Raw genomic sequence first — 18,950 nt, forward strand, 5'->3', positions numbered from 1 at the left:
TGACATAAAGGCCAGAACCCTCCCGCCGGAGGGTGTCAAGTTTGCTAGCGAAGCCGCTGAATCAAGGTCATTCGCCCAAATCAGGGTGAATTCCGGCAGGTAACCTTGCGAAGATCGGGGCTCGCCGATATTGTTTTCCCTCCACCCATTCCAAAATAACACCCACCCACCCGAGTGAATATCATGACTTTGGACCGCAGCCTCAAAGTGCGCGCTGGGGCGATCAAGTCGCGAAACGTGCTGACCCGTGCTGAGCGAGTCGCTCGCCTGCAGGAACTGGACAAGTTCAACGAAAAAGACAGCATCGTGGGAATGCCCAAAGTGCGAGTCGTCAAGGTTTCGTTGAAGAAAAAGAAGAAGGTCAAGAAGGAAGACGACAAGTAACCGTCGCATTCGCCGTTTCTTGACGGCAATCCAACCACGCACCTACCGATCGAGTTCACAAGAATTCGATCGGTTTTTGTTTGCGACACTTCTTCTATCTCGCTCCCTCTGCGACGAGAGCCCCCGTAATGGGATTCGCTAGAATTCCCTCCCCATGTCATCGGATCGACTTTCGCCAAAGTTGGCCTGTTTTCACTCTGCGCGCCACACCAACTGATCTGGTGCTTGAAAAGGCCAAAACCCTAACATCCTGGTTGCAAAGGTGCCCCGTCGCTCCTAACGCAATCAGCCGTGTACCGCATCCGCCATCGAGCGGCCCGGTATCCATTGCTAAACGAGCAAGTACTCAAGAACACTGAGTTATCCATCATGGACACCACCTCGTATCCAAACGCCAAATCCTCATCAAATCTCGCAGACGAATTTTCCCCGGGCTCGTCGGCAGCGGTAGAGACTGAGTCTGCGGTTGAGCCTACGGCATCAAACGAGCAGGCCACTGACGAGGCCATCGATTTGGCGAAGTCGATCGGTGATCCGCAGCGTTTGCCGCCGCCGGAAGAAACCCGCCCGGTGCGAATCTTGTGGCAATACGCCGGCGTGCTCGGTTTTGTGCACGTGGTCGCTTTGCTGGCGTTTTTGCCGTGGACTGCCGGCTGGTTGTTCACTTGGTCCGGACTCGTCTTTGCCGTCCTGGGACACTTTGTCTTTGGCATGTTGGGCATTACGATCGGCTACCACCGTCTGCTGACTCACCGCGGATTCACCTGCCCTGTTTGGCTTGAGCACACGTTGGCCATTCTGGGAATGTGCAACCTCCAGGATTCACCGGCGCGATGGGTCGCCATCCATCGAATGCACCATCAGCACAGCGACAAACAACCCGACCCGCACTCGCCTCTGGTCAGTTTCTTGTGGGGTCACGTCGGCTGGGTCTTGGTTCGCCACCGCGATTTGGATCGAACCATTCACTACGAGCGTTACGTGCGAGACCTGCTCCGCGATCGCTTTTACTTGCAATTGGAACGCCGTGGCGGTTGGTTCTTTGTGTTTCTGGCACACGTGTCGGTGATCGTCATGGCCGGTGCCATCATCGGGGCCGTCGTCAGCGGCGGGCAGTTCTCCGAAATCCTGCGTTACGCTGCCAGTTACGCCGTTTGGGCCGTCGCCGTGCGTACCGTTTTTGTGCTTCATGGCACCTGGGCGGTCAATTCGATCGGACACGTCTTTGGCTACAAGAACTACAAGACTCGCGATGAAAGTCGCAACAACTGGCTGGTCGCCCTGTGGAGTCACGGCGAAGGCTGGCACAACAATCATCACGCCGAGCCTCGCAGCGCCGCCCACGGGCATCGTTGGTGGGAATTCGACATGTCATGGCGAGTCATCCAGGTGTTGGAATTCCTCGGACTGGCCAAAGATGTCGTACGTCCCAAAGCGTTCTCGAGCGAAAAACAGCCCAGCTGATCGGCTCTGGAGAATCTCCGCGTCGGGATCTCCCAAAAAATCTCTCCGCTTGGGCGAAATCCTTTGAACGCCCAACCCATCTGCGGGCACACACGTACAAACAAGCAGACAATGTGGTCTCAGCCGTTTTTCGTGTCCCCAATGCCCTCCTGACGTGACCGATTCCGCGACGATCCCTATCGCAGCCGACGACGGCGTCTCCGACAAGGTTCACGTGCCGTGGAAACCCATCGGACGGAATCCCAGTGGACGGAATCCCATCGGACGGGCCGTCCCAGGGGCCACCACTTCGGCAGACCCATGCGTCGATCCGGTGGCGATGGACCAGGCTTGGATCGAAGACCATTATCCGATCGTTCATCGCGCAGCCTGGACGATGACCGGTGATGTTTGGGCCGCGGAAGACCTGGCGCAGGAAACCTTCGTCGTTGCACTGGACTGCTGGAACGGTTTCCAAGGTCGATCCTCGCGACTGACTTGGCTCTACGGCATCCTGTTGCGTTTGCGGCAACGCCGATCTCGAACGCTGAGTCGATTGCAGCGTCGGATCGAAACCTATGCCGGCCTGCGTCCGCCTCAGCGCGCACCCGATCCGATCGACGAACAAATGCAAACCGAATGGAACGCTAGCGTTTGGTCGCTCGTCCGCCGATTGCCCAAGCGACAAGCCGACGCGGTCACCCTCCGTTTCGCCCAACAACTGACTTACCAAGAAATTGCCGACGCCGCCGGATGCTCACTCGGCACCGCCAAAAGTCGTGTCCACGAAGGACTCAAAAAACTACGAGCCCATCCCGAATGCCATGACCTGATGCAACAACTCTCACAGCAGCGATAAGGCGAGAAGCAGATAAGAGTTCATCTTCCGCTCGCCCAACGACCGACCAGCAAAATTTACCATGTCCAACTCACCAAACCATTATTCGTTACTAACACCACGGTCAAGCACGCCCTCGTTGTCTCAGTTGCAGACTCAAGTAACGCGTCGGCGTCGACGACGCAACGCGATCAGGATCGCCATCCTGCCACTGGCGATTTTGGCGGTTGCCTGTGTCTCGCTCTCGCTGCGGACGAGTTCCGATACAGCAGAGTTGGCGCAAACCAACCGCATAGATCAGTCAGCTCCACGCACGAATCCGCAAACAGCTCCACCTTCAATTTCTCTGCCCAACAACACCAGCAACGAAGCGCCGGTGCGTGTCTTCGCAACATTGCGGGCGAACGTCCCCGTTTACGATTGGGATCAAGACTCGGGCGATTTGCAATGGATCGGCTGGACGCAATCCAAACGCGTGGTGCCGGTGGACCTCAGCAGCTACACCAGCGAAGAGCTTGATCAGCTCAATGCAATGCTCGTTCCCAAACCCAATCTCGTCAGTCTTTGACGTTGCCCAACATTCTGTCACTCAGCTCCACCTTCCCCCCTCAAGGACCTCAGACATGTCAATCGCAATCAAACGAATGACTCTCAGCTCGGTACTGGGAGTCTTTCTCTCTCTAGCGGCATTCTCTGCCTCGGCGCAGGAAATGGTTGATTTCCGAACGGCAATCGATCTGTCCAGCAACGCAGTCGTCCAAGTGGACTTTGCCGGTGATGATCTCGACGATCGGATCGCGATGCCGCGAATGCGTCGCGCAGACTTGATGCCGCAGGCGATACTGTTCGGCCTAGCAGATCAACCTCGTTTTCCACGTGCCGGTTTTGCGATCAGTGGCACCACCGTTGTCACGCCACTGCCGGCGGCGGTCACGGATGTCTCGGTAACGACCACCGACGGCGCTCAGTACGATGGTAAAGTCATCGTGCGTGACAACGTTACGGGGTTGGCCGTGGTTCAACTCGAGAACGCCTCGTTCATCAGTTTGCCGTTGGATTTCAATGCCGCTCAAGCAGGATTGCCCGTCGTTGCGTCGTGGATCGGCAGCGAGGGCATGATCAGCGATGCGGGGATGGTTGCCAGTGCACCTGGTGCATCAGAGCCCGCACTCGGATTCACGTCGTCGATCGATTTCGGAGAGTCGATGCAAGCCGTCGGCAGTCCCGTCGTCAATGCCAATGGTTCGGTTGTCGGCGTCATGGTGCAAGGCCCGTCGGGTGGACTGCACTGCGTCAGCGCGACACAAGTCAATCGATTGATCGACGCATCGCTGGGCGAGAATCCGATCGACTTGAAACGAGGACTCGTCGGAATCCAGTTCGACAGCAACGAAGTCGTCTCGGTTGCCGGCGTTTCGCCTGGCAGCGCCGCTGACACAGCAGGCTTGAAAGTCGGTGATCAGATCGTTTCGATCAATGAGCGACGCATGGATTCCGTCCAACAAGTCTTGGCTGCGGTCGCGGAAGCAAGATCGGGTGATTCACTGTCACTCGTCGTCCAACGAGGTGACGAAGTCCTGAATAAAACGCTGACACTCACCGAGCATCCCCAGCAGGTCGCTGCGAACCCTCAACCACGTGTCTTGGGGCAACGTGGCGGATTCAAGTTGCAGGATGGTCGCTTGGTGCCGTTGGACGGCGACGATGCGGCGGTGCCCGTTCCACAGTTGCCCGGTGGGCTGCAGCAGTGGATGGCAGACCCCAACGGCCAAGCCATGCCGCCGATCTTTTGGGGCCAGCCCATCGAAGGCCTGCAAGTCGAACGTAGCCACCTGGAAGACACCCTGCAGGACATGAAGAAACGTCTTGACGAGCTGAACGAACGGCTCAAGGACAAAGACGATAAGGGCGGAGAGTAAATCCTGTAGATAGAGGTAGGTCTCAGTCGCGACCGAGGGTCACGATTGGGGTCCGGGCAAGCGAATCGAGGACAACCGGCAACTTTCCACGCAGCCACGCCCGGCGCAATCGTTAGAACCCGTCGGACACACCCGCAGACTGCAGGGGACCGTTCCCGGTTGGCTTGCCAACCCAACCGGGGCGACTAGCGTGAGACTCCGTCGATATCGACGGCCAGTCTCAGCGACTCACTCTGCAACATCACGACCATGTCTCAAAATTCTTCATTTCGCCGCGTCTTGGGCCAGGCCCTCCTGTCCCTGGTCGCGATCGGCGTTGTGTCACTCACGGACACGACCGTCACTTCTGCTCAGCAGGCCCTCGGCACTCCCCTGTCGACCCAGCAACCTGCCGCTGCCGTTCAACCGGCAAGCGAGTCCGAAGATCGCGTGGAAGTGCTGCCAACTCCCGAGCCCGATCCCGCGGCGACGAAAACAGCGACAGAAACAGCAGCGGATACCGAGACCGACGTCGTTCCTGAATCCGCCTTGGTCATTCCCAACGCCCAACTCTCCCTGATTCAGAACGCGTTCATCGCTACACCGTTGCCTGGTGTCGTCTCCGAAGTCAATGTGCGTGAAGGCGACCGTGTCAAAAAAGACGACGTGCTATTGGTGCTCGATTCCGAGCAGGCGATGAGTGAGTTGACCGCCGCCCGAGCCGCATTACGGGCCGCGCGTTTGCGAAGTGAGAACGACGTCGACCGACGCTACGCTCAGCGAACTTTGGCCGTGCGCAAAACTGAACTGCTGCAGAGCCACGAGGCAAACGAAATCTACTCCGGCGCCGTCAGCGATAACGAAGTCCAGCAGTTGACCTTAGAAGTCGATCAGGCGACCCTGGCGATCGAGCAAGCCGATCATGAGTTGGAAGTCGCAATGGCCGATGCCATCGAAAAAGAAGCCGCCGTCAAGATCGCGGAAACCAAAGTCAAACAACACACCCTACGCACCACGGTCGGCGGATTGATCACACAAGTCGACACGGAACCCGGTGAATGGGCGGAGCCGGGCAAACCCGTCGTGCGGATCATTTCACTCGATCCGATCCGCGCCGAATGCTTCATCGACGGACGTGAACAGGGAACGAATTTGGTCGGCCGTAGCGTCCGCTTCACCGTGCCGGCCGGAATGAGATCGTCCAGCGACGAATTGGTCCTCACCGGCAAAGTCGTCTACGTCTCCCCCGAAATTCACCCCGTGACCGGCCAAACGCGACTGTGGGCGACGCTCGATAATCCCGGCGAAAAAGCAAGCGTCGGTATGCTCGGCAGTCTTTCCATCGGGCAAAACTGAGACGCCTGACGAGCCACATTCATCAGTCGTTTCCACCAAATCGTGCCAGTCCAAGCGTTGGATCTGAAACCGAGCCAACTATACTGGAGCGACTATCCATCCGACCACTGCCAACAGAGTCTCTGTCGGACACAAAACAACCTGATTTCCCCAACGGAATGTACAGTCCCATGAAACATCTGCTTCGATTCGCCGTTGCACTTCCCGTTCTGACGCTTGCCAGCCAGTGTGCCGCCGGCGGCAATCCTTTGCTGACACGCTTGTTTTCCTCTCACTCGACATGCAAACCCGTCACGCTCTGCAGCGAACAGGCCCCGGTGATCGCGGAAGCCACCCCGGTGGAGACCATCGTTTCGGAAACGCCCGTCATTGAGCCCGTCGTTGAATCAGCGTGTTGCCAAAGTGGACAAGCCGTTGTCACTGGCACCGGTTCCATCGCTTCATCGAACATCACGCCCGCAGAGTACGCTCAAGATAATCCCAGCGAGCTGAACATCCTGCTGACCACCGAGTTGGTCCAACTGCGTGAGCAGGTCAAGCAACTGCAGGAAACACAAGTCGCTCAAGACGAAGCATTGGCGAAATCAGAGCAACTGATCACGGCGGAGAAAAAGTCGCATGAGGAACACCTCAAGAAACTTGACGCCCAGATGAAACGCATCGAAGCGGCTGAAAAACAAGCCGCCTCAGCCAAGCAGCAACTGGCCGACGCTCAAAAGAAACATGAGCAACTCGTTTCCAAGCTGAATGCCGAAATCAAATCAGCCGAGGAATCTGCCAAGGCAGCGGTCGCCGACGCGAAGCAGCAATCGGACGCACAAAAAGAGCGTGCCGACAAGTTGCAAAAACAGAACCAGAATCTTAAGAAGAATCTGGAGCAACAGAAGAAGCGAGCAGACGACTTGGCTGCCAAAGCCGCTGAGGTGCAACCCGCCAAAGAAGAGGCACCGGTCGAACCTCAAGATGACGCCCCCGCTGACAAGCCTCAAGATGACAAGCAAGCGGTGAAGGACGAAAGCGAACCGGCACCTGTGGCAACCGAGCCCAAAGAAGAATCCGCTGAGTGATCCTCAACAACCATTCCCGATTCTCAACCGAGGTCGACAATCCTGTCAGCCTCGGTTTTTTCATGCGCCCGTCCAAGGACTCGTAATGGGATTCGCCAGAATCCCCAAAACCTCTTTTTAGGGTAGTGGATCTTGTTAAAGATCCTGCAGTGGCGGGATCTTTGACAAGATCCACTACGGCCAACCCTAACTCTTATCCGTCCCAGCCCACTAGCGCAACTCGGTGAAGCGAGTCTGGGCGTGATCCAAGGGGATGAAGGTTAGCTCTCGCTCGGTTGCACTGCTCGTAGCGAATAGCGGGTTCCAAGGAATCGCATAGGCGCACACTCGACCGGATGTTTCCTCGGTGACGTAAATCACACCGTTTGCAATTCGGTCATTGCTCTTGAAACCGCGAAAATCAGCGTGTCCCACGGCCATCAGATAGGCACCTTGATGAGAGGGAAAGTCCTTGGAGACGTTGTAGCGATAGCGAATGAAGAACTGCCCATTGACCCGATTGAGAACGTAGCCAGTCATGTCGCCCGTAACGTGATCCAAGGTGACAACGGCTTCCATGCCAGAATCCAATGGAACAGTAGCTATCGATTTCCGATCCGTCCCATGAGCGGTCATTGCATGAGCGGGCGTCGGGACACGCTCGATCAGCAGTATCAGCAGCACGGCTACGATCAACGCCGCATGGATGCCCAGAATCATTTTCCTAGCCATGACTTTCCTTTCTCTGTTTGAAAACAAAAGGGACTGTGTGAGTGGATAGAAGAGATGTGTTTCGTTGAACGTTGCTTCTGACCTCTTTGAGCGTTGCTTCTGAGTCATCAATGCATCCGATGAATGGATGCGCCAGCGGGTATCATGTCTCGTCACTGAAAAGATCTTCCCTTGCGGACTCGCAGATCGCGACAACGGCAGGGTGCTTCAGGCGTCGTTCCACAGAAATCGCGTAGAAACGTTCAACGACCTCCGCAATCCGTCCTATCGGCTTCAGCGAGTATTGATTGGCTACGTCGTGAGATATTGCAGTGGGGACGACAATCATTCCTTCTCCTGCTTGCCCAAACACCTTCAATACGGCGCTGTCTTCAAACTCATGAGCCACGTCTGGCGTGATGTCTTGATGGTCAAACCATTGCTCCAGCGACCGTCTCAGCAAAGTGTTCTGGGTGGGGAGCAGCATCGGTGCGCCGTCGAGTGACCTGGGAAAGTCACGCGAATATTTTTTCGCCATCGCGGCGGTCCCAAAAACGGTCACATCGCATTGCCCGAGCAAGTGATTGAATGCTTTTACATTCAGTTCCGGTGTCAACTGTGAGTCGGCAAGCACGACATCGAGTCGATGCATTGCAAGATCGGCAAGCAGTTCCTGCATCTTGCCTTCGTAGCAGACCAGCTTCACGCGTTCTCCCATCTCAAGCACCGGCTTAAGAATTCGGTACGTTACGAGTTTGTGCAGCACGTCTGGAACACCAACCAGCAGTCGAAGCGTGTCTTTGCTGGGGCGACCACGGACGGCATCGGTGAGTTCATTTCCGATGCTGAAGATCTCATCAGCGTATCGAAAGACCATCTGCCCCATTTCAGTGAGCACCATCGAACGTCCTCTTCGCTCGAATAGTTTGATTCCCATCGACTTTTCCAGCTTCTGAATCTGGGTGCTCAATGTCGGCTGGGAGAGGTGCAACGCTTCTGCCGCGGGAGTTATTCCACCTTCTTTTGCGACCATCCAAAAGTACATCAAATGGTGGTAGTTGAGCCAGTCGACCATGAATCGCCTCAGATAGCCATTATCAATGAATCGTGCGTTGAATTTCTATTTGTCTAACTGTATGCGCAGGTCGTAACGTTAGACAGTGTTTGATGTGTGGTTTTTATCAACCGAGACCCCAGGAGCATTCGAGTGTCCATTTCCATCACCGATCGCGGCGGGCTTTTGAGTAACCAGTTGCGGCAACTGGCTGAACGAAGACTGTTGTTTGCGTTGTCGAGGTTCGACTCCAGGATCGTTGGAATCGACTTGGTTGTCACAGACGAGAACGGTCCACGTGGAGGGATCGACAAGGCATGCCGTCTATCGGTCTATCTGCGGCACGCGAACGACGTGGTGATTTCGGACAAAGATGCAGACATTGCAGTCTGCATCACGAGAGCAGCCGAGCGTGCCGGTCGTGCCGTTTCTCGAACGATCGAAAGATCCAGGAGCTTTGACCGCTTGCGTCCCGTGCTCGTCGAATCGAACACCGAGAGTTCAATCGCCGATGATTGACTCGGGCAAGGATTCCCCTCCCTTAACACTTTGGAGATTTTCACCATGTCGGTCGGAACCATGTTGAGCAGTAGCCGGAAAGATTCAGCTACACGTGGCGGCTTGCCGTTGAAGGAATCAGCGTCGGAGCCACCGGAAATTTTATTTGACGATGATTTCGGCGATTCATCCGCTGCTGAAGCATTGTCAGCGTCGCTCCCAGTGCCCAATGAATCTCAGGCCCGAGTTCCGCCACGCAACCTGCCGGCCTTTCTCAGGCATTTATGGAGGGTTCCGCTACTGACGGCAGCTCAAGAGCAACACTGCTTTCAATTGATGAACCACGCAAAGCACGCTGCATTGAAAGCACATGAGCTGTCGCGTACGTGCATCGGCTGCGTCGAGTCCCACAACGATGAGACTCGATACAACGAACGCGCTTTGGAGATCAGGAATTTCCTCGTTGAATCGAATCTGCGGTTGGTTGTGTCGATTGCTCGAAAGCAAGCTACGTCCGGCTCCGAGCAATTCGAAGAATTGGTTTGCATCGGCAACGCAGCTCTGATTCGAGCCGTTGAGCTGTTCGATTATCAACTCGGAAATCGATTCAGCACGTACGCATATAAAGCGATTCAGCGAGCGATGTTCAGTGACCATCGGAGAACAATTCGTTTGAAGGAGCGTCGCCATCCGGCCGGTTCAACGGCCATTCACGAGGTGATCGAAGATGCGGGCGCGAGCGATATGGCAGAGCTAGACGCAGCCGAGACGCGTCACCAAGTGCTACGTTTGATGGAGGTCCTCGATGAGCGTGACCGAGCAATTGTGATGGCTCGTTTCGGGATGTCCGAGATCCGGGAGGGTAACTCGTTCAGTGCCATTGCAAAGGAGATCGGATTGAGCACCACCAGGACCGTGCAACTGTTTCATCGCAGCATGCAAAAAATGCGTTCATTGCTCAAGAGCAACGAAAAACAGATGGTTATCTGAGTATCGCCGCGTCCGTGAGTGTCTCTCTCCGTGTATGCTGACGTATCATGAGGACCACAGGGGTCTCCATGCATGGGAATGCGATGAATACTGGGGAGAATGAAGATGCGATTCACCGCAGCGGGTGCCTTTCTATTGTCAGTGGCCTTTGGTTGTTCGCTGCTTGCAGATGACGCACGTCGCTGGGCCGTGCTGTCGATGGACGACCAGGCTCAGGACGTTGCCGATCTGCTGACCGCCGAGCTTTTTCAAACCGAATCGATTCAGTTGGTGGAACGTGCCGACATCGAACTCATCTTGAACGAACTGAAACTGAGCGAGTCGGGCCTTACCAGCTCAGATCAAATGTTGCGAGTTGGTAACATGAGCCAAGCAGACGCTCTGTTGCTGCTGAGCGCTTCCCAAGAGAATGAGTCGAGTGAATCAGACTCGGAGAGTCCCAAGCTTCGTGTGCGGCTGGTCGATTCCCGTACGTCCATAAGGTTGCTGGATCGGCTTTATGTATCCTCGGGCGGCCAATTCGATATCGACCAAGTGACGCGGGACCTGCAGCAGTCGTCAAGCAAACTGTCTCTACCCGCTGACGAACTGCAATTGATCAGTCTGATGTCCATCAAGAGTGGCGAACCGGGAGACACATTGACGGGGTTTTGTCACTCAATGACAACGCTGGTTGAGTCGGGACTTTTTCGCGTGCCCAATGTGATTGTACTGGAGCGGAGCGAACTGACGCGATTGAGACAGGAAAGCAGAACCAGCGGTCTGGATCTGAAATTGCGAGCCTCCACTCGATTGTTGGAAATCAGCATTCGACGAGATGCTTCTCGCGAAGGAACGCGGCCACGAATATTGGCGACGTGTCGCATTCATTCCTTTGACTCCGGTCCGGTGTCGACCTTTGAGGTGGACGTGCCGACGGACGATGCAACAGCGGTTCGTTCAGCCATCATCGAATCGGTGTTGAAGCGAATCAATAGCAGCGAAGTCGTATCGTCAACCGTGACTGCCGAACAGGAGGCCAAGGAATTTGACCGACGCAGAAGGTGGCTTGAGAAGGCATATCGGCCCAAAGAGGCTGCGGAGATGGCGGAGGCAGCTCTAGCACTCGCGCCGACACGAGACCGGATCGTGGCAGCGATCAGGAACTATTCCATTTGGCGTCATCACTACACCAATCGGAGTGAACTGCCCCCTGAAATGCCTCGCTATGACGAACTGCGATTTCAACTTCGTGAACTTGATCAGCAGAAAGATAAAGATACTGTCAAAACGGATCTGTCGGTTGTCAACCAATTGTATTCATACGTCGGCTCCCCTATCGCTGTCGGTTCGGAGAAAGACAAGAGTATTCGCCGCGGACTGCGCGTCGAAGCTCAACGAGGTTTGGCCAATTTGCAAAAGGCCGCTGCAGACGATCCCAGGGAGATGTATCAGGTACTGCTGGACAAGTTGGCTTTGTTGTCTGTGTTGTCTGAATCAGAGCAGCAGTATGTTCAGCAATTGCCTGATGTGATCGCCGAAGTTCTACAGGCGAGGAAGGCGGCGTCCATCGAGCAGGACATGTTGAATCCTCACTACGCGCGGCTGGTCATGGTGTCGCTTTCTGCCATTCGGAAAGGACTGTCCATCGCAAGAGGACCCATCGGTCGTGAAGATCAAAACAGCGAATGGAAAGAGAGGGGGTTTCAGCGGCTCAATTCCATCCTGCAACAGGATGAAGAGCTAGCCTTGCGAGTCGCAAAACTCACTTTGGATCCGCTGGGTATCAACACGCGTGGTGCCAAACGTGTGGAACCAGATGAGTTGGTTATCGCAACAGATGAACTGCTTTGCATGATTCAAAGCTGGGAAGTTCCTCCACCGCCGCAGACACGAGCTTTCAATGACTTGCCAAAAGACGAGCATGTTCGGCGTGCTTGGTTTCGACGAAACAATCCTGACACTTATCGATTTGTGGAATACCTATCGCGTGAAGCGTTGGGAAAGATCCGGACACCGGAGCAAAGAGCCGGGCTCTTGGATCGATTCCTCGTGCGTTCCGAGTTATCGGGCGACCCCGCTGAGTTGATTGCGCATCGACAAACACTCCAAAACGTCTTTGTCTTTTGCGCCCCATCAGAGAAGCTTGCGCTGGCGGAGCGTATTTTTAATCAACTGGATCGAGCAAGCTCAGCGGATGAGATCGAGGCTCGGTCTTTTCGTCGTCAGATCACAAAAAACTTGCAGGGAAGTCAACTCTTGGAACGTGAGTCTTTCTCGCTGCGAGATGCGTCTGGTGTTTGGCAAGAATACCAGACAAAGAAGATTGTGCTGAGCGACATTCCTCCTCAGAACAATCAATTGTTGTGGCTCGACATCGATCAGAATGCGGATTCGGGACCCGGTGGTGAAATCGTGATGGGATGGTCTCGCAAGGGGAACATGTCGATTGAACGAGTCGGATTTGGTGGTGGTCGTCCGGTGAAGTTCGGCCCGGATGTGCCGGGGACGCCGCAACCGTTTCAACCGCCGATGATTGCCTACGGCCCCGAGGCGATGTACATCGCCACCAATTCCGCTGGCTTCACCATTCTGCGAGCCAACTCGATTGAGAGAGTGACTCAGCAGGAAGGGGCGCCGTCGGACTCCGTTCTTCGTTTAGCTTGGTACCGGGACAGACTATTCGTTGCCTTTCGCGACGCCTTTGCCGTCTACCACCCCGAAAAGAAAACGTTCGAGCTGCTTGCGTCATCGCTTTCCATTGAGCCCAAGAATGAGATCGATGGCCGCGGCAGTTTTTTCATCACGTCGCTGATCCCTGATGAGACGAATGGTTCGCTTTGGATGACCATTCAAGACAACGCGGTGCCTCGTGACCGCAATGGTTTTTGGCGTTATCAACCTAAGCAAAATCGATTTGAGAAACTGTCCGGCAGCAATGTCATGCAGGCGCACACCGACGACAGAATTTTCCTTCGTCGATCGAGCCAGCCGATGTGGGCCGTCGTCGTCAAGGCCACCGGTCAGCTTACTGATCTGGAACACTACTACCAGGCCGATCCTGGTCCTTCTCTTGCCTACCATCGATTCGTGGTGGACGGCGACCGCATCATCGGCGACACAGGCAGCTTACTGACCCCGGATGGCAAGCAATCAAAACTGCCTCTCGACAAGAACTTTCGCCACCTGCTGCGTGCCAGCCAAGGAATCATCGCCGATTACGACGAGAGGGAAAAAGTGATCTGGATGCTGCAGCGCCGCTAGCGCAGGTGCTTTCAAGTCGCTGTTTCCACGTAGGCGAGCCTCTCCGAGGCTCGCAAATCCGTCATCCCAAGAGACGTGCGACGTGTTTCCGCGATCGTTCCTGCTACAATGAGGCGGCGGAGCGAGCGTTACCGATTTGTTTTCTTGGAGCTTTTTGGATGCCTGTTGATCGTCGATTTCTGTTTGTTCTGTGCATCCTAGCCTCTCTGCTGGGTTTCACATCACCGCTGGCGTCTGCCGCAGCCGCGGACACACAGGTGGCGGGGGCAAAGCGGCCCAATATCGTGATGGTGTTCATCGACGACATGGGCTGGTCGGATGTGTCGTGCTTTGGCGGGACGGTCCAGACGCAACACATCGACCAATTGGCGGCCGAAGGAATTCGCTTCACCAATTTCTATGTCAATTCGCCGATCTGCTCGCCCTCCCGAGTCGCCTTGACCACCGGTCAGTATCCCCATCGTTGGCGAATCACATCTTATCTCAACAATCGACGTTCCAACAAACAGCGTGGGGTCGCTCAGTGGCTGGACCCGAGTGCCCCGTTACTGGCCAGGGAGCTTCAAAAATCCGGCTATGCAACGGGGCATTTTGGCAAGTGGCACATGGGCGGACAGCGAGACGTTGACGATGCGCCGGCGATCTCGACGTACGGGTTTGACGACAGCCTGACCAATTTCGAAGGCATGGGAGCCAAACTGCTGCCGCTGACTTTGGTACCCGGACAAGACCCAGCCAAGCCGGGGCGGATCTGGGAAGACGCCGAGAGATTGGGTGACCCCGTCACGTGGATGCAACGCAGCGAGATCACGACCGGGTTTGTCGACGGTGCCCTGGAATTCATGGACAAGGCACGCGAGGACAACAAGCCGTTCTTTGTGAACCTTTGGCCGGACGATGTGCACGGTCCCTTGTTTCCTCCGTTGGCCAAATGGGGCGAAGGCAAGCGAAAGCTTTACCAAGGTGTTTTGGATGCCATGGACGAACAACTCGCTCGTCTGTTCGATTACGTTCGCAATGATGAAACGCTACGCAACAATACCTTGATCGTTTTCTGCTCGGACAACGGCCACGAGGACGGGGCCGGCAACAGCGATCCCTTGCGTGGTGCAAAAACGTGGCTCTACGAAGGCGGCATTCGATCGCCCCTGATCGTTTGGGGGCCTGGTCTGCTGAATCCCGACGCGGCAGGGACGACCAACGATGAGTCCATCTTTGCCGCGATCGATATCAATCGCTCCCTGTACACGATCGCGGGTATTGAGCCAACACAGCAACTCGATGGCGAAGATTTATCGGCCACGATGCTGGGAAAAGAAAAGGCGCGACGTGTTGCGCCGATCTTTTGGCGACGACCTCCGGACCGACCGGGCAACGGCCATGGAATGGACGAAGACAATCCGGACTTGGCTGTCCGCGACGGGCAGTGGAAGTACTTGGTCAACTACGACGGCAGTGACCCTCAGCTCTACAATCTCGACACCGACGCACCGGAATCAAACAATGTCGCAGCCCAGCATCCCGACGTGGTCAAGCGGCTTGATCAAGCGATCCAGCAGTGGAACGCCGAGATGCCCTTTGATGCGGGTGATCCACGGTTTGCCGCCGTGGGTGATTTGCCCCCCAATTCGTTCGTCAATCCGATCGGTGAAGGAGCCGATCCGTGGGTGATACGTGATCCGAATCACGATCGATATCTGTGGTGTTTTTCCGAAGGCAACCGAGCGATCGCGATTCACACCAGCGATCGTCTGACGTCGCTTGGCGAGAAGCACATCATCTGGCGCGCTCCGGACACGGGCATGTACTCAAACGAAATCTGGGCACCGGAACTGCATTATTTGAACGATCGATGGGTTGTTTATTTCGCAGCATCCGATGGCAGGAACGAGAACCATCAAGCTTGGGCGCTGCAGTCCAAAACAAGCGACCCGTTGGGTGAGTATGAACTGCATGGCCCGCTGGCCACCGGCGACGAGCCCGACAAAAACATTTGGGCGATCGACATGACACCCTTGCAGCACAACGGCAAGCTGTACACGATTTGGAGCGGCTGGGATGCACCGGGCACTGACCAGCAGTTCTTGTACATCGCCGAGATGAAATCGCCGGTCGAAATGGCGGGCACGCGAGTTCGCATTTGCAGCAATGATCAGTTTCCTTGGGAGTTCACCGAAGAAAACCGCCAGGGACGAGGCTTGAACGAAGGTCCTCAGGTGCTCAAACACGACGGACGAACGTTCGTCACGTTTTCCTGCGCCGCGTCATGGTTGCCGACTTACAAACTGGGGTTGCTGGAATTGACCGGTAATGACCCGCTGGATCCTGCCTCGTGGAAAAAGTTTCCCAAGCCGGCATTCCGCAGCACGCAGTCGACCTATGGTGTGGGGCACTCTTGCTTTGTGAAATCACCCGACGCAAAGGAATGGTGGCACGTCTTTCATGCCAAGCGTGATCGTGATCCGGGATGGCGTCGAGCCATATTCGTTCAGCCGTTCGGTTTTAGACGCAACGGTGTGCCGGACTTTGGGCAACCCGTCTCCGCCGATGAGCCTCTCATCCGACCCTCCGGTGAGAAGCCACCGCTGAGCATGACGGAACCCTTTCACAGTGACCTGCGGTCCGGTGGATTTGACTACTACGGGCACCATCAGTTCTACAGCATCACCGACGATGGCCTCGCGATGGGGCGACCCCCGGAGGCTCCCATCAACGCGTATCGCAGCGGCGAAAAGATCCTGCTGGACTCGCTGGCACCGGATGATTTCACCGCATCGGTGACGCTGGATTTTGGCGGCAGCTCCAAAGGCCGAGGTGCAGGGTTGCTGTTTCGTCTGACGGCACCATCCGTGGGATACGATGCACATCGAGGCTATTTCGTCGGAGTCAAGCCGAGTGAAAACGCGGTCTTGATGGGCAAGATGGACGGAGCCCATTGGCGTGAACTCAAGCGAACGTCGTTGAACATTGACACGACCAAGCCGCAGCGGTTGACGGTCTCGGCAGCCGGCCCCGTGTTCACGATCGGAGTCAATGGTGACGACGTCATGAGTGTGACGGACGAAACCTACAAACACGGTGCGATCGGATTGCGAACGGTGGACATCCCGACCGTGTTTAGCAATCTGACGCTCGAAACGCTCAAAACGCTCGATGGCGTCTCAGTTCGCTGACAATCGCTGCAGCTCTGCGATTTGATCGGCATTGGGAAACTCGCGAACACGATAGCGAGTGGGATAGAACGTTTCGTCGGCTTCGATCAAATCACCGACGACCATCTGCAAATGCTCCCAGCTCACGATCACTTGAGTGCCACCGTCGGCGTCTCCCAAGAACACTTTGTCCGTTCGTGGCAGTAGCGACAAGATGCCTTGGGTCCAAACACAGAACGATGTCAATTCTTTGGTTTCTTCGTTTTGCATCGCACTGAACGTGGCGACGAAGGGAGCCAACGGGTCATCGGCGTACAGTTGTTCCAACAAGTCCTTTTGGTCGGCATACAGACCGCCAAAGAAATTAAGTGACAAGTGCTCATAAACAGAGCGTGTGGGGTGGTCCATGGGCGGCTGCCAATCAAGCCACTCGCCATCAACCAGGATCATCGGCAGGGGGCTCAGCGGCCGCAGGTCACCGTCTTGGATGGTCTTGTTGACGAGATCAAACATGATCTTGAGTCCTTGCTCGTCCTCGCTGCCGGTGACGTACATGGCTTCGCGATTGGGGACGCAAGCGATGTGGTCACCGATGACATCGAAGCCTCGGATTCGATCCATCAACAGGACACGAGACGAATCGTAATTGTCGCCGGTCATGGACGAGTGAAAGTGGTCGCCCATCACCGCGTAGGCCATCGTGGCCTCCTCGAGATTCTGGCATGCGATCTCGTGTCCTTCGTAGTAGGTCACACCCCAATTCGACAGTTCCTCGTTGGAAAGCGATCGCATCGCGTTGGGGGTGTCGTACACAATCGTAGAAACCAAGTGAGACCCGACCGGATAAAGCGGCATGTCGAGTGCTTTGCCGCCTTCGATCTGTCGATGCAGTTCCATGAATTCGAATTGGGCACGACTCCAAATTTTGGGGCGCAAGCTCGCTTTCGCATCGTCAAAGTCCTCCGGCAATTCGTTGGGTAATCCAAAGATCGACGCGAGTTTGGCGAGATGTACCGCGCGGTCAGGCTTGTCCAAAGCACAATGTTCTTTGTAGACGTTGGCCAAGTTGATCCGCTGTTCGTTTTCGGTCCCGATCAGCATGAACTCATGGGCGTCGTACCGGTAAGTTGATCCGTTGAGCTTGACGATCGCCTCGCGAAGCTGCCTCGCGAATTTATTCTTGGAGGGTTTGCCGAATGAAAACATGGCGATCCTGTTGTCAAAGGATGAGCTTGCGGGCGGTATGTGGACTGCTGTCGTTGGTGCCGCGACATTGACGCCGAGCTTTGATGCGAACATACGGAGGGGCGAACGTTGCTCGATCGGCGAACGAACCGGGCGGCATGTCGGGTTTAGCGTGCAGCGGTTCGATCAAGTCTTCGATGACAAAACCGCAACGACACATCCCACCAATCAGTTCTTCCCAACGGTGCAGGAATTCGACCGCACCTTGTTCGCGTAAACGTTTGGCCGCGGCACTGCTGGTGTCCGGAGGCGGCACCGGCGTGTCTCGATAATAGCGATGTCGCAGCGGGTAGTGGCCGCCGTGCAGCGTTTCCATTCCGGCTTGGAGGCTGACGGGCTGTTTGTGCTGGCTGATGTACAGACCGCCTTGCCGCAACACCCGAGCGACTTCGGCGAACACCGGACCAACCGAGGGGACGTAACACGTACTGACAGGTTGGATCACGATATCGAACTCACCGTCGTTCAGACCGGACAGATCGGTCATGGACGTTTGCAGAATCCTCAGTGAAAAGCCACGGGCTGCTGCGACTTGACGATCCAAGTCCAGCATTGCACCACTGAGGTCCACGACCGTCACCTCGGCACCGGCCGCCGCATAGAGAGAGCTTTGGCGACCGCCGCCGGCGGCCAAGCACAGGACGCGTTGGCCGACGATGCTCTCGCCCAACCAGCCGGCTTGATCGATCGCGCGAAGCGGTTGCGCGAATTCTTCGTCGGTCGCGGGGCGACACAGAGGGTCACGGCGGGCCGCCATCGCGTCGTAGACTCGCTGATTCGTCCGTAGGATGGGCTCGTCATTCATGCCGAAAGTTTCGCCTTTAGGGGCTGCCTTTCCTAGTCCTTTGTTCAGGTACGCGGTCCGCTGAGCCGATTTCAGGGGAGTGGTCACTGCGTCCGTCCAGGGGGCGAATGCCCCCAAAACGCGAGTTCATGGCCATTGCACGTCGATTTAGGGCCTTTTGGCGACATTTAGGCCGCATCGGAACTGGAAAAATAGATCTTCCGGGGAACTTTGGTATTCCTGAAGGCATCACATGGCTACGAGCAGCAAGGAAGGCTGCACAGAAAGTTATGATGCTGAGGCTGATT

General features: G+C 55.8%; 15 protein-coding genes. 11 read left to right on the forward strand and 4 right to left on the reverse strand.

Annotation, left to right across the window (positions count from 1 at the left end; all coding sequences use genetic code 11):
- Positions 1-183: 183 nt before the first annotated feature.
- The 7 genes from Pla52nx_RS03405 to Pla52nx_RS03435 all read left to right on the forward strand — a co-directional run bounded on the left by Pla52nx_RS03405 (position 184) and on the right by Pla52nx_RS03435 (position 6,986).
- Complete coding sequence (locus Pla52nx_RS03405; protein ID WP_146518282.1) at positions 184-384, forward strand: small basic protein; 201 nt, start codon at positions 184-186, stop codon at positions 382-384.
- Positions 385-753: 369 nt separating this feature from the next.
- The gene (locus tag Pla52nx_RS03410; protein WP_146518283.1) at positions 754-1,848 is read left to right on the forward strand and encodes an acyl-CoA desaturase; all 1,095 of its coding nucleotides are present in this window, start codon (positions 754-756) and stop codon (positions 1,846-1,848) included.
- 154 nt (positions 1,849-2,002) lie between these two features.
- Positions 2,003-2,686 carry an RNA polymerase sigma factor gene (locus Pla52nx_RS03415; protein ID WP_146518284.1) on the forward strand — a complete coding sequence of 228 codons (684 nt, stop codon included), beginning with the start codon at positions 2,003-2,005 and terminating at the stop codon, positions 2,684-2,686.
- 61 nt (positions 2,687-2,747) lie between these two features.
- Positions 2,748-3,233: a hypothetical protein gene (locus Pla52nx_RS03420; protein ID WP_146518285.1), complete on the forward strand. Its 486-nt coding sequence runs from the start codon at positions 2,748-2,750 to the stop codon at positions 3,231-3,233.
- Positions 3,234-3,288: 55 nt separating this feature from the next.
- On the forward strand, positions 3,289-4,584 hold the full coding sequence (locus Pla52nx_RS03425; RefSeq protein WP_197454260.1) for a S1C family serine protease: 1,296 nt from the start codon (positions 3,289-3,291) through the stop codon (positions 4,582-4,584).
- 249 nt (positions 4,585-4,833) lie between these two features.
- Complete coding sequence (locus Pla52nx_RS03430) at positions 4,834-5,919, forward strand: HlyD family efflux transporter periplasmic adaptor subunit (RefSeq protein ID WP_146518287.1); 1,086 nt, start codon at positions 4,834-4,836, stop codon at positions 5,917-5,919.
- Positions 5,920-6,089: 170 nt separating this feature from the next.
- Positions 6,090-6,986 carry a hypothetical protein gene (locus tag Pla52nx_RS03435; protein ID WP_146518288.1) on the forward strand — a complete coding sequence of 299 codons (897 nt, stop codon included), beginning with the start codon at positions 6,090-6,092 and terminating at the stop codon, positions 6,984-6,986.
- A gap of 210 nt (positions 6,987-7,196) precedes the next feature.
- Here Pla52nx_RS03435 and Pla52nx_RS03440 read toward each other — a convergent pair whose 3' ends face one another.
- Positions 7,197-7,697 (reverse strand): hypothetical protein, encoded by a 501-nt coding sequence (locus tag Pla52nx_RS03440; protein ID WP_146518289.1) that lies wholly within the window; start codon positions 7,695-7,697, stop codon positions 7,197-7,199.
- Between the two features lie 142 nt (positions 7,698-7,839).
- Positions 7,840-8,751, reverse strand: a complete 912-nt coding sequence (gene nhaR / locus Pla52nx_RS03445) for a transcriptional activator NhaR (protein WP_146518290.1) — start codon at positions 8,749-8,751, stop codon at positions 7,840-7,842.
- 132 nt (positions 8,752-8,883) lie between these two features.
- On the opposite strand from nhaR, the gene Pla52nx_RS03450 reads away from it, so the two are divergent.
- From Pla52nx_RS03450 to Pla52nx_RS03465, 4 genes are all read left to right on the forward strand, one after another.
- Entirely contained in the window at positions 8,884-9,249 is a 366-nt protein-coding gene (locus Pla52nx_RS03450; protein ID WP_146518291.1) for an HPF/RaiA family ribosome-associated protein, read from the forward strand.
- 45 nt (positions 9,250-9,294) lie between these two features.
- A complete protein-coding gene (locus Pla52nx_RS03455; protein ID WP_146518292.1) occupies positions 9,295-10,218 on the forward strand; it encodes a sigma-70 family RNA polymerase sigma factor in 924 nt (307 codons plus the stop codon).
- A gap of 105 nt (positions 10,219-10,323) precedes the next feature.
- Positions 10,324-13,461 carry a CsgG/HfaB family protein gene (locus Pla52nx_RS03460; RefSeq protein WP_231741685.1) on the forward strand — a complete coding sequence of 1,046 codons (3,138 nt, stop codon included), beginning with the start codon at positions 10,324-10,326 and terminating at the stop codon, positions 13,459-13,461.
- A 158-nt stretch (positions 13,462-13,619) separates the two neighbouring features.
- The gene (locus Pla52nx_RS03465) at positions 13,620-16,634 is read left to right on the forward strand and encodes a family 43 glycosylhydrolase (RefSeq protein ID WP_231741686.1); all 3,015 of its coding nucleotides are present in this window, start codon (positions 13,620-13,622) and stop codon (positions 16,632-16,634) included.
- Here Pla52nx_RS03465 and Pla52nx_RS03470 read toward each other — a convergent pair.
- Entirely contained in the window at positions 16,623-17,819 is a 1,197-nt protein-coding gene (locus Pla52nx_RS03470; protein ID WP_146518294.1) for a hypothetical protein, read from the reverse strand. The two genes, Pla52nx_RS03465 and Pla52nx_RS03470, sit on opposite strands and share 12 nt — an antisense overlap.
- Positions 17,820-17,832: 13 nt before the next feature.
- Positions 17,833-18,615, reverse strand: coding sequence for a class I SAM-dependent methyltransferase (locus Pla52nx_RS03475; RefSeq protein ID WP_231741746.1), 783 nt, complete (start codon positions 18,613-18,615; stop codon positions 17,833-17,835).
- Positions 18,616-18,950 lie beyond the last annotated feature (335 nt).

Origin of the sequence: Stieleria varia (assembly GCF_038443385.1) — a bacterium.
Lineage (GTDB): Bacteria > Planctomycetota > Planctomycetia > Pirellulales > Pirellulaceae > Stieleria > Stieleria varia.

What these genes read in the sequence shown, in the direction of transcription:
- Pla52nx_RS03405 (WP_146518282.1), top strand. Translation starts at nt 184, where the DNA reads ATGACTTTGGACCGCAGCCTCAAAGTGCGCGCTGGGGCGATCAAGTCG.
- Pla52nx_RS03410 (WP_146518283.1), top strand. Translation starts at nt 754, where the DNA reads ATGGACACCACCTCGTATCCAAACGCCAAATCCTCATCAAATCTCGCA.
- Pla52nx_RS03420 (WP_146518285.1), top strand. Translation starts at nt 2,748, where the DNA reads ATGTCCAACTCACCAAACCATTATTCGTTACTAACACCACGGTCAAGC.
- Pla52nx_RS03425 (WP_197454260.1), top strand. Translation starts at nt 3,289, where the DNA reads ATGTCAATCGCAATCAAACGAATGACTCTCAGCTCGGTACTGGGAGTC.
- Pla52nx_RS03430 (WP_146518287.1), top strand. Translation starts at nt 4,834, where the DNA reads ATGTCTCAAAATTCTTCATTTCGCCGCGTCTTGGGCCAGGCCCTCCTG.
- Pla52nx_RS03435 (WP_146518288.1), top strand. Translation starts at nt 6,090, where the DNA reads ATGAAACATCTGCTTCGATTCGCCGTTGCACTTCCCGTTCTGACGCTT.
- Pla52nx_RS03440 (WP_146518289.1), bottom strand. Translation starts at nt 7,697, where the DNA reads ATGGCTAGGAAAATGATTCTGGGCATCCATGCGGCGTTGATCGTAGCC.
- nhaR (WP_146518290.1), bottom strand. Translation starts at nt 8,751, where the DNA reads ATGGTCGACTGGCTCAACTACCACCATTTGATGTACTTTTGGATGGTC.
- Pla52nx_RS03455 (WP_146518292.1), top strand. Translation starts at nt 9,295, where the DNA reads ATGTCGGTCGGAACCATGTTGAGCAGTAGCCGGAAAGATTCAGCTACA.
- Pla52nx_RS03460 (WP_231741685.1), top strand. Translation starts at nt 10,324, where the DNA reads ATGCGATTCACCGCAGCGGGTGCCTTTCTATTGTCAGTGGCCTTTGGT.
- Pla52nx_RS03465 (WP_231741686.1), top strand. Translation starts at nt 13,620, where the DNA reads ATGCCTGTTGATCGTCGATTTCTGTTTGTTCTGTGCATCCTAGCCTCT.
- Pla52nx_RS03470 (WP_146518294.1), bottom strand. Translation starts at nt 17,819, where the DNA reads ATGTTTTCATTCGGCAAACCCTCCAAGAATAAATTCGCGAGGCAGCTT.
- Pla52nx_RS03475 (WP_231741746.1), bottom strand. Translation starts at nt 18,615, where the DNA reads ATGGCGGCCCGCCGTGACCCTCTGTGTCGCCCCGCGACCGACGAAGAA.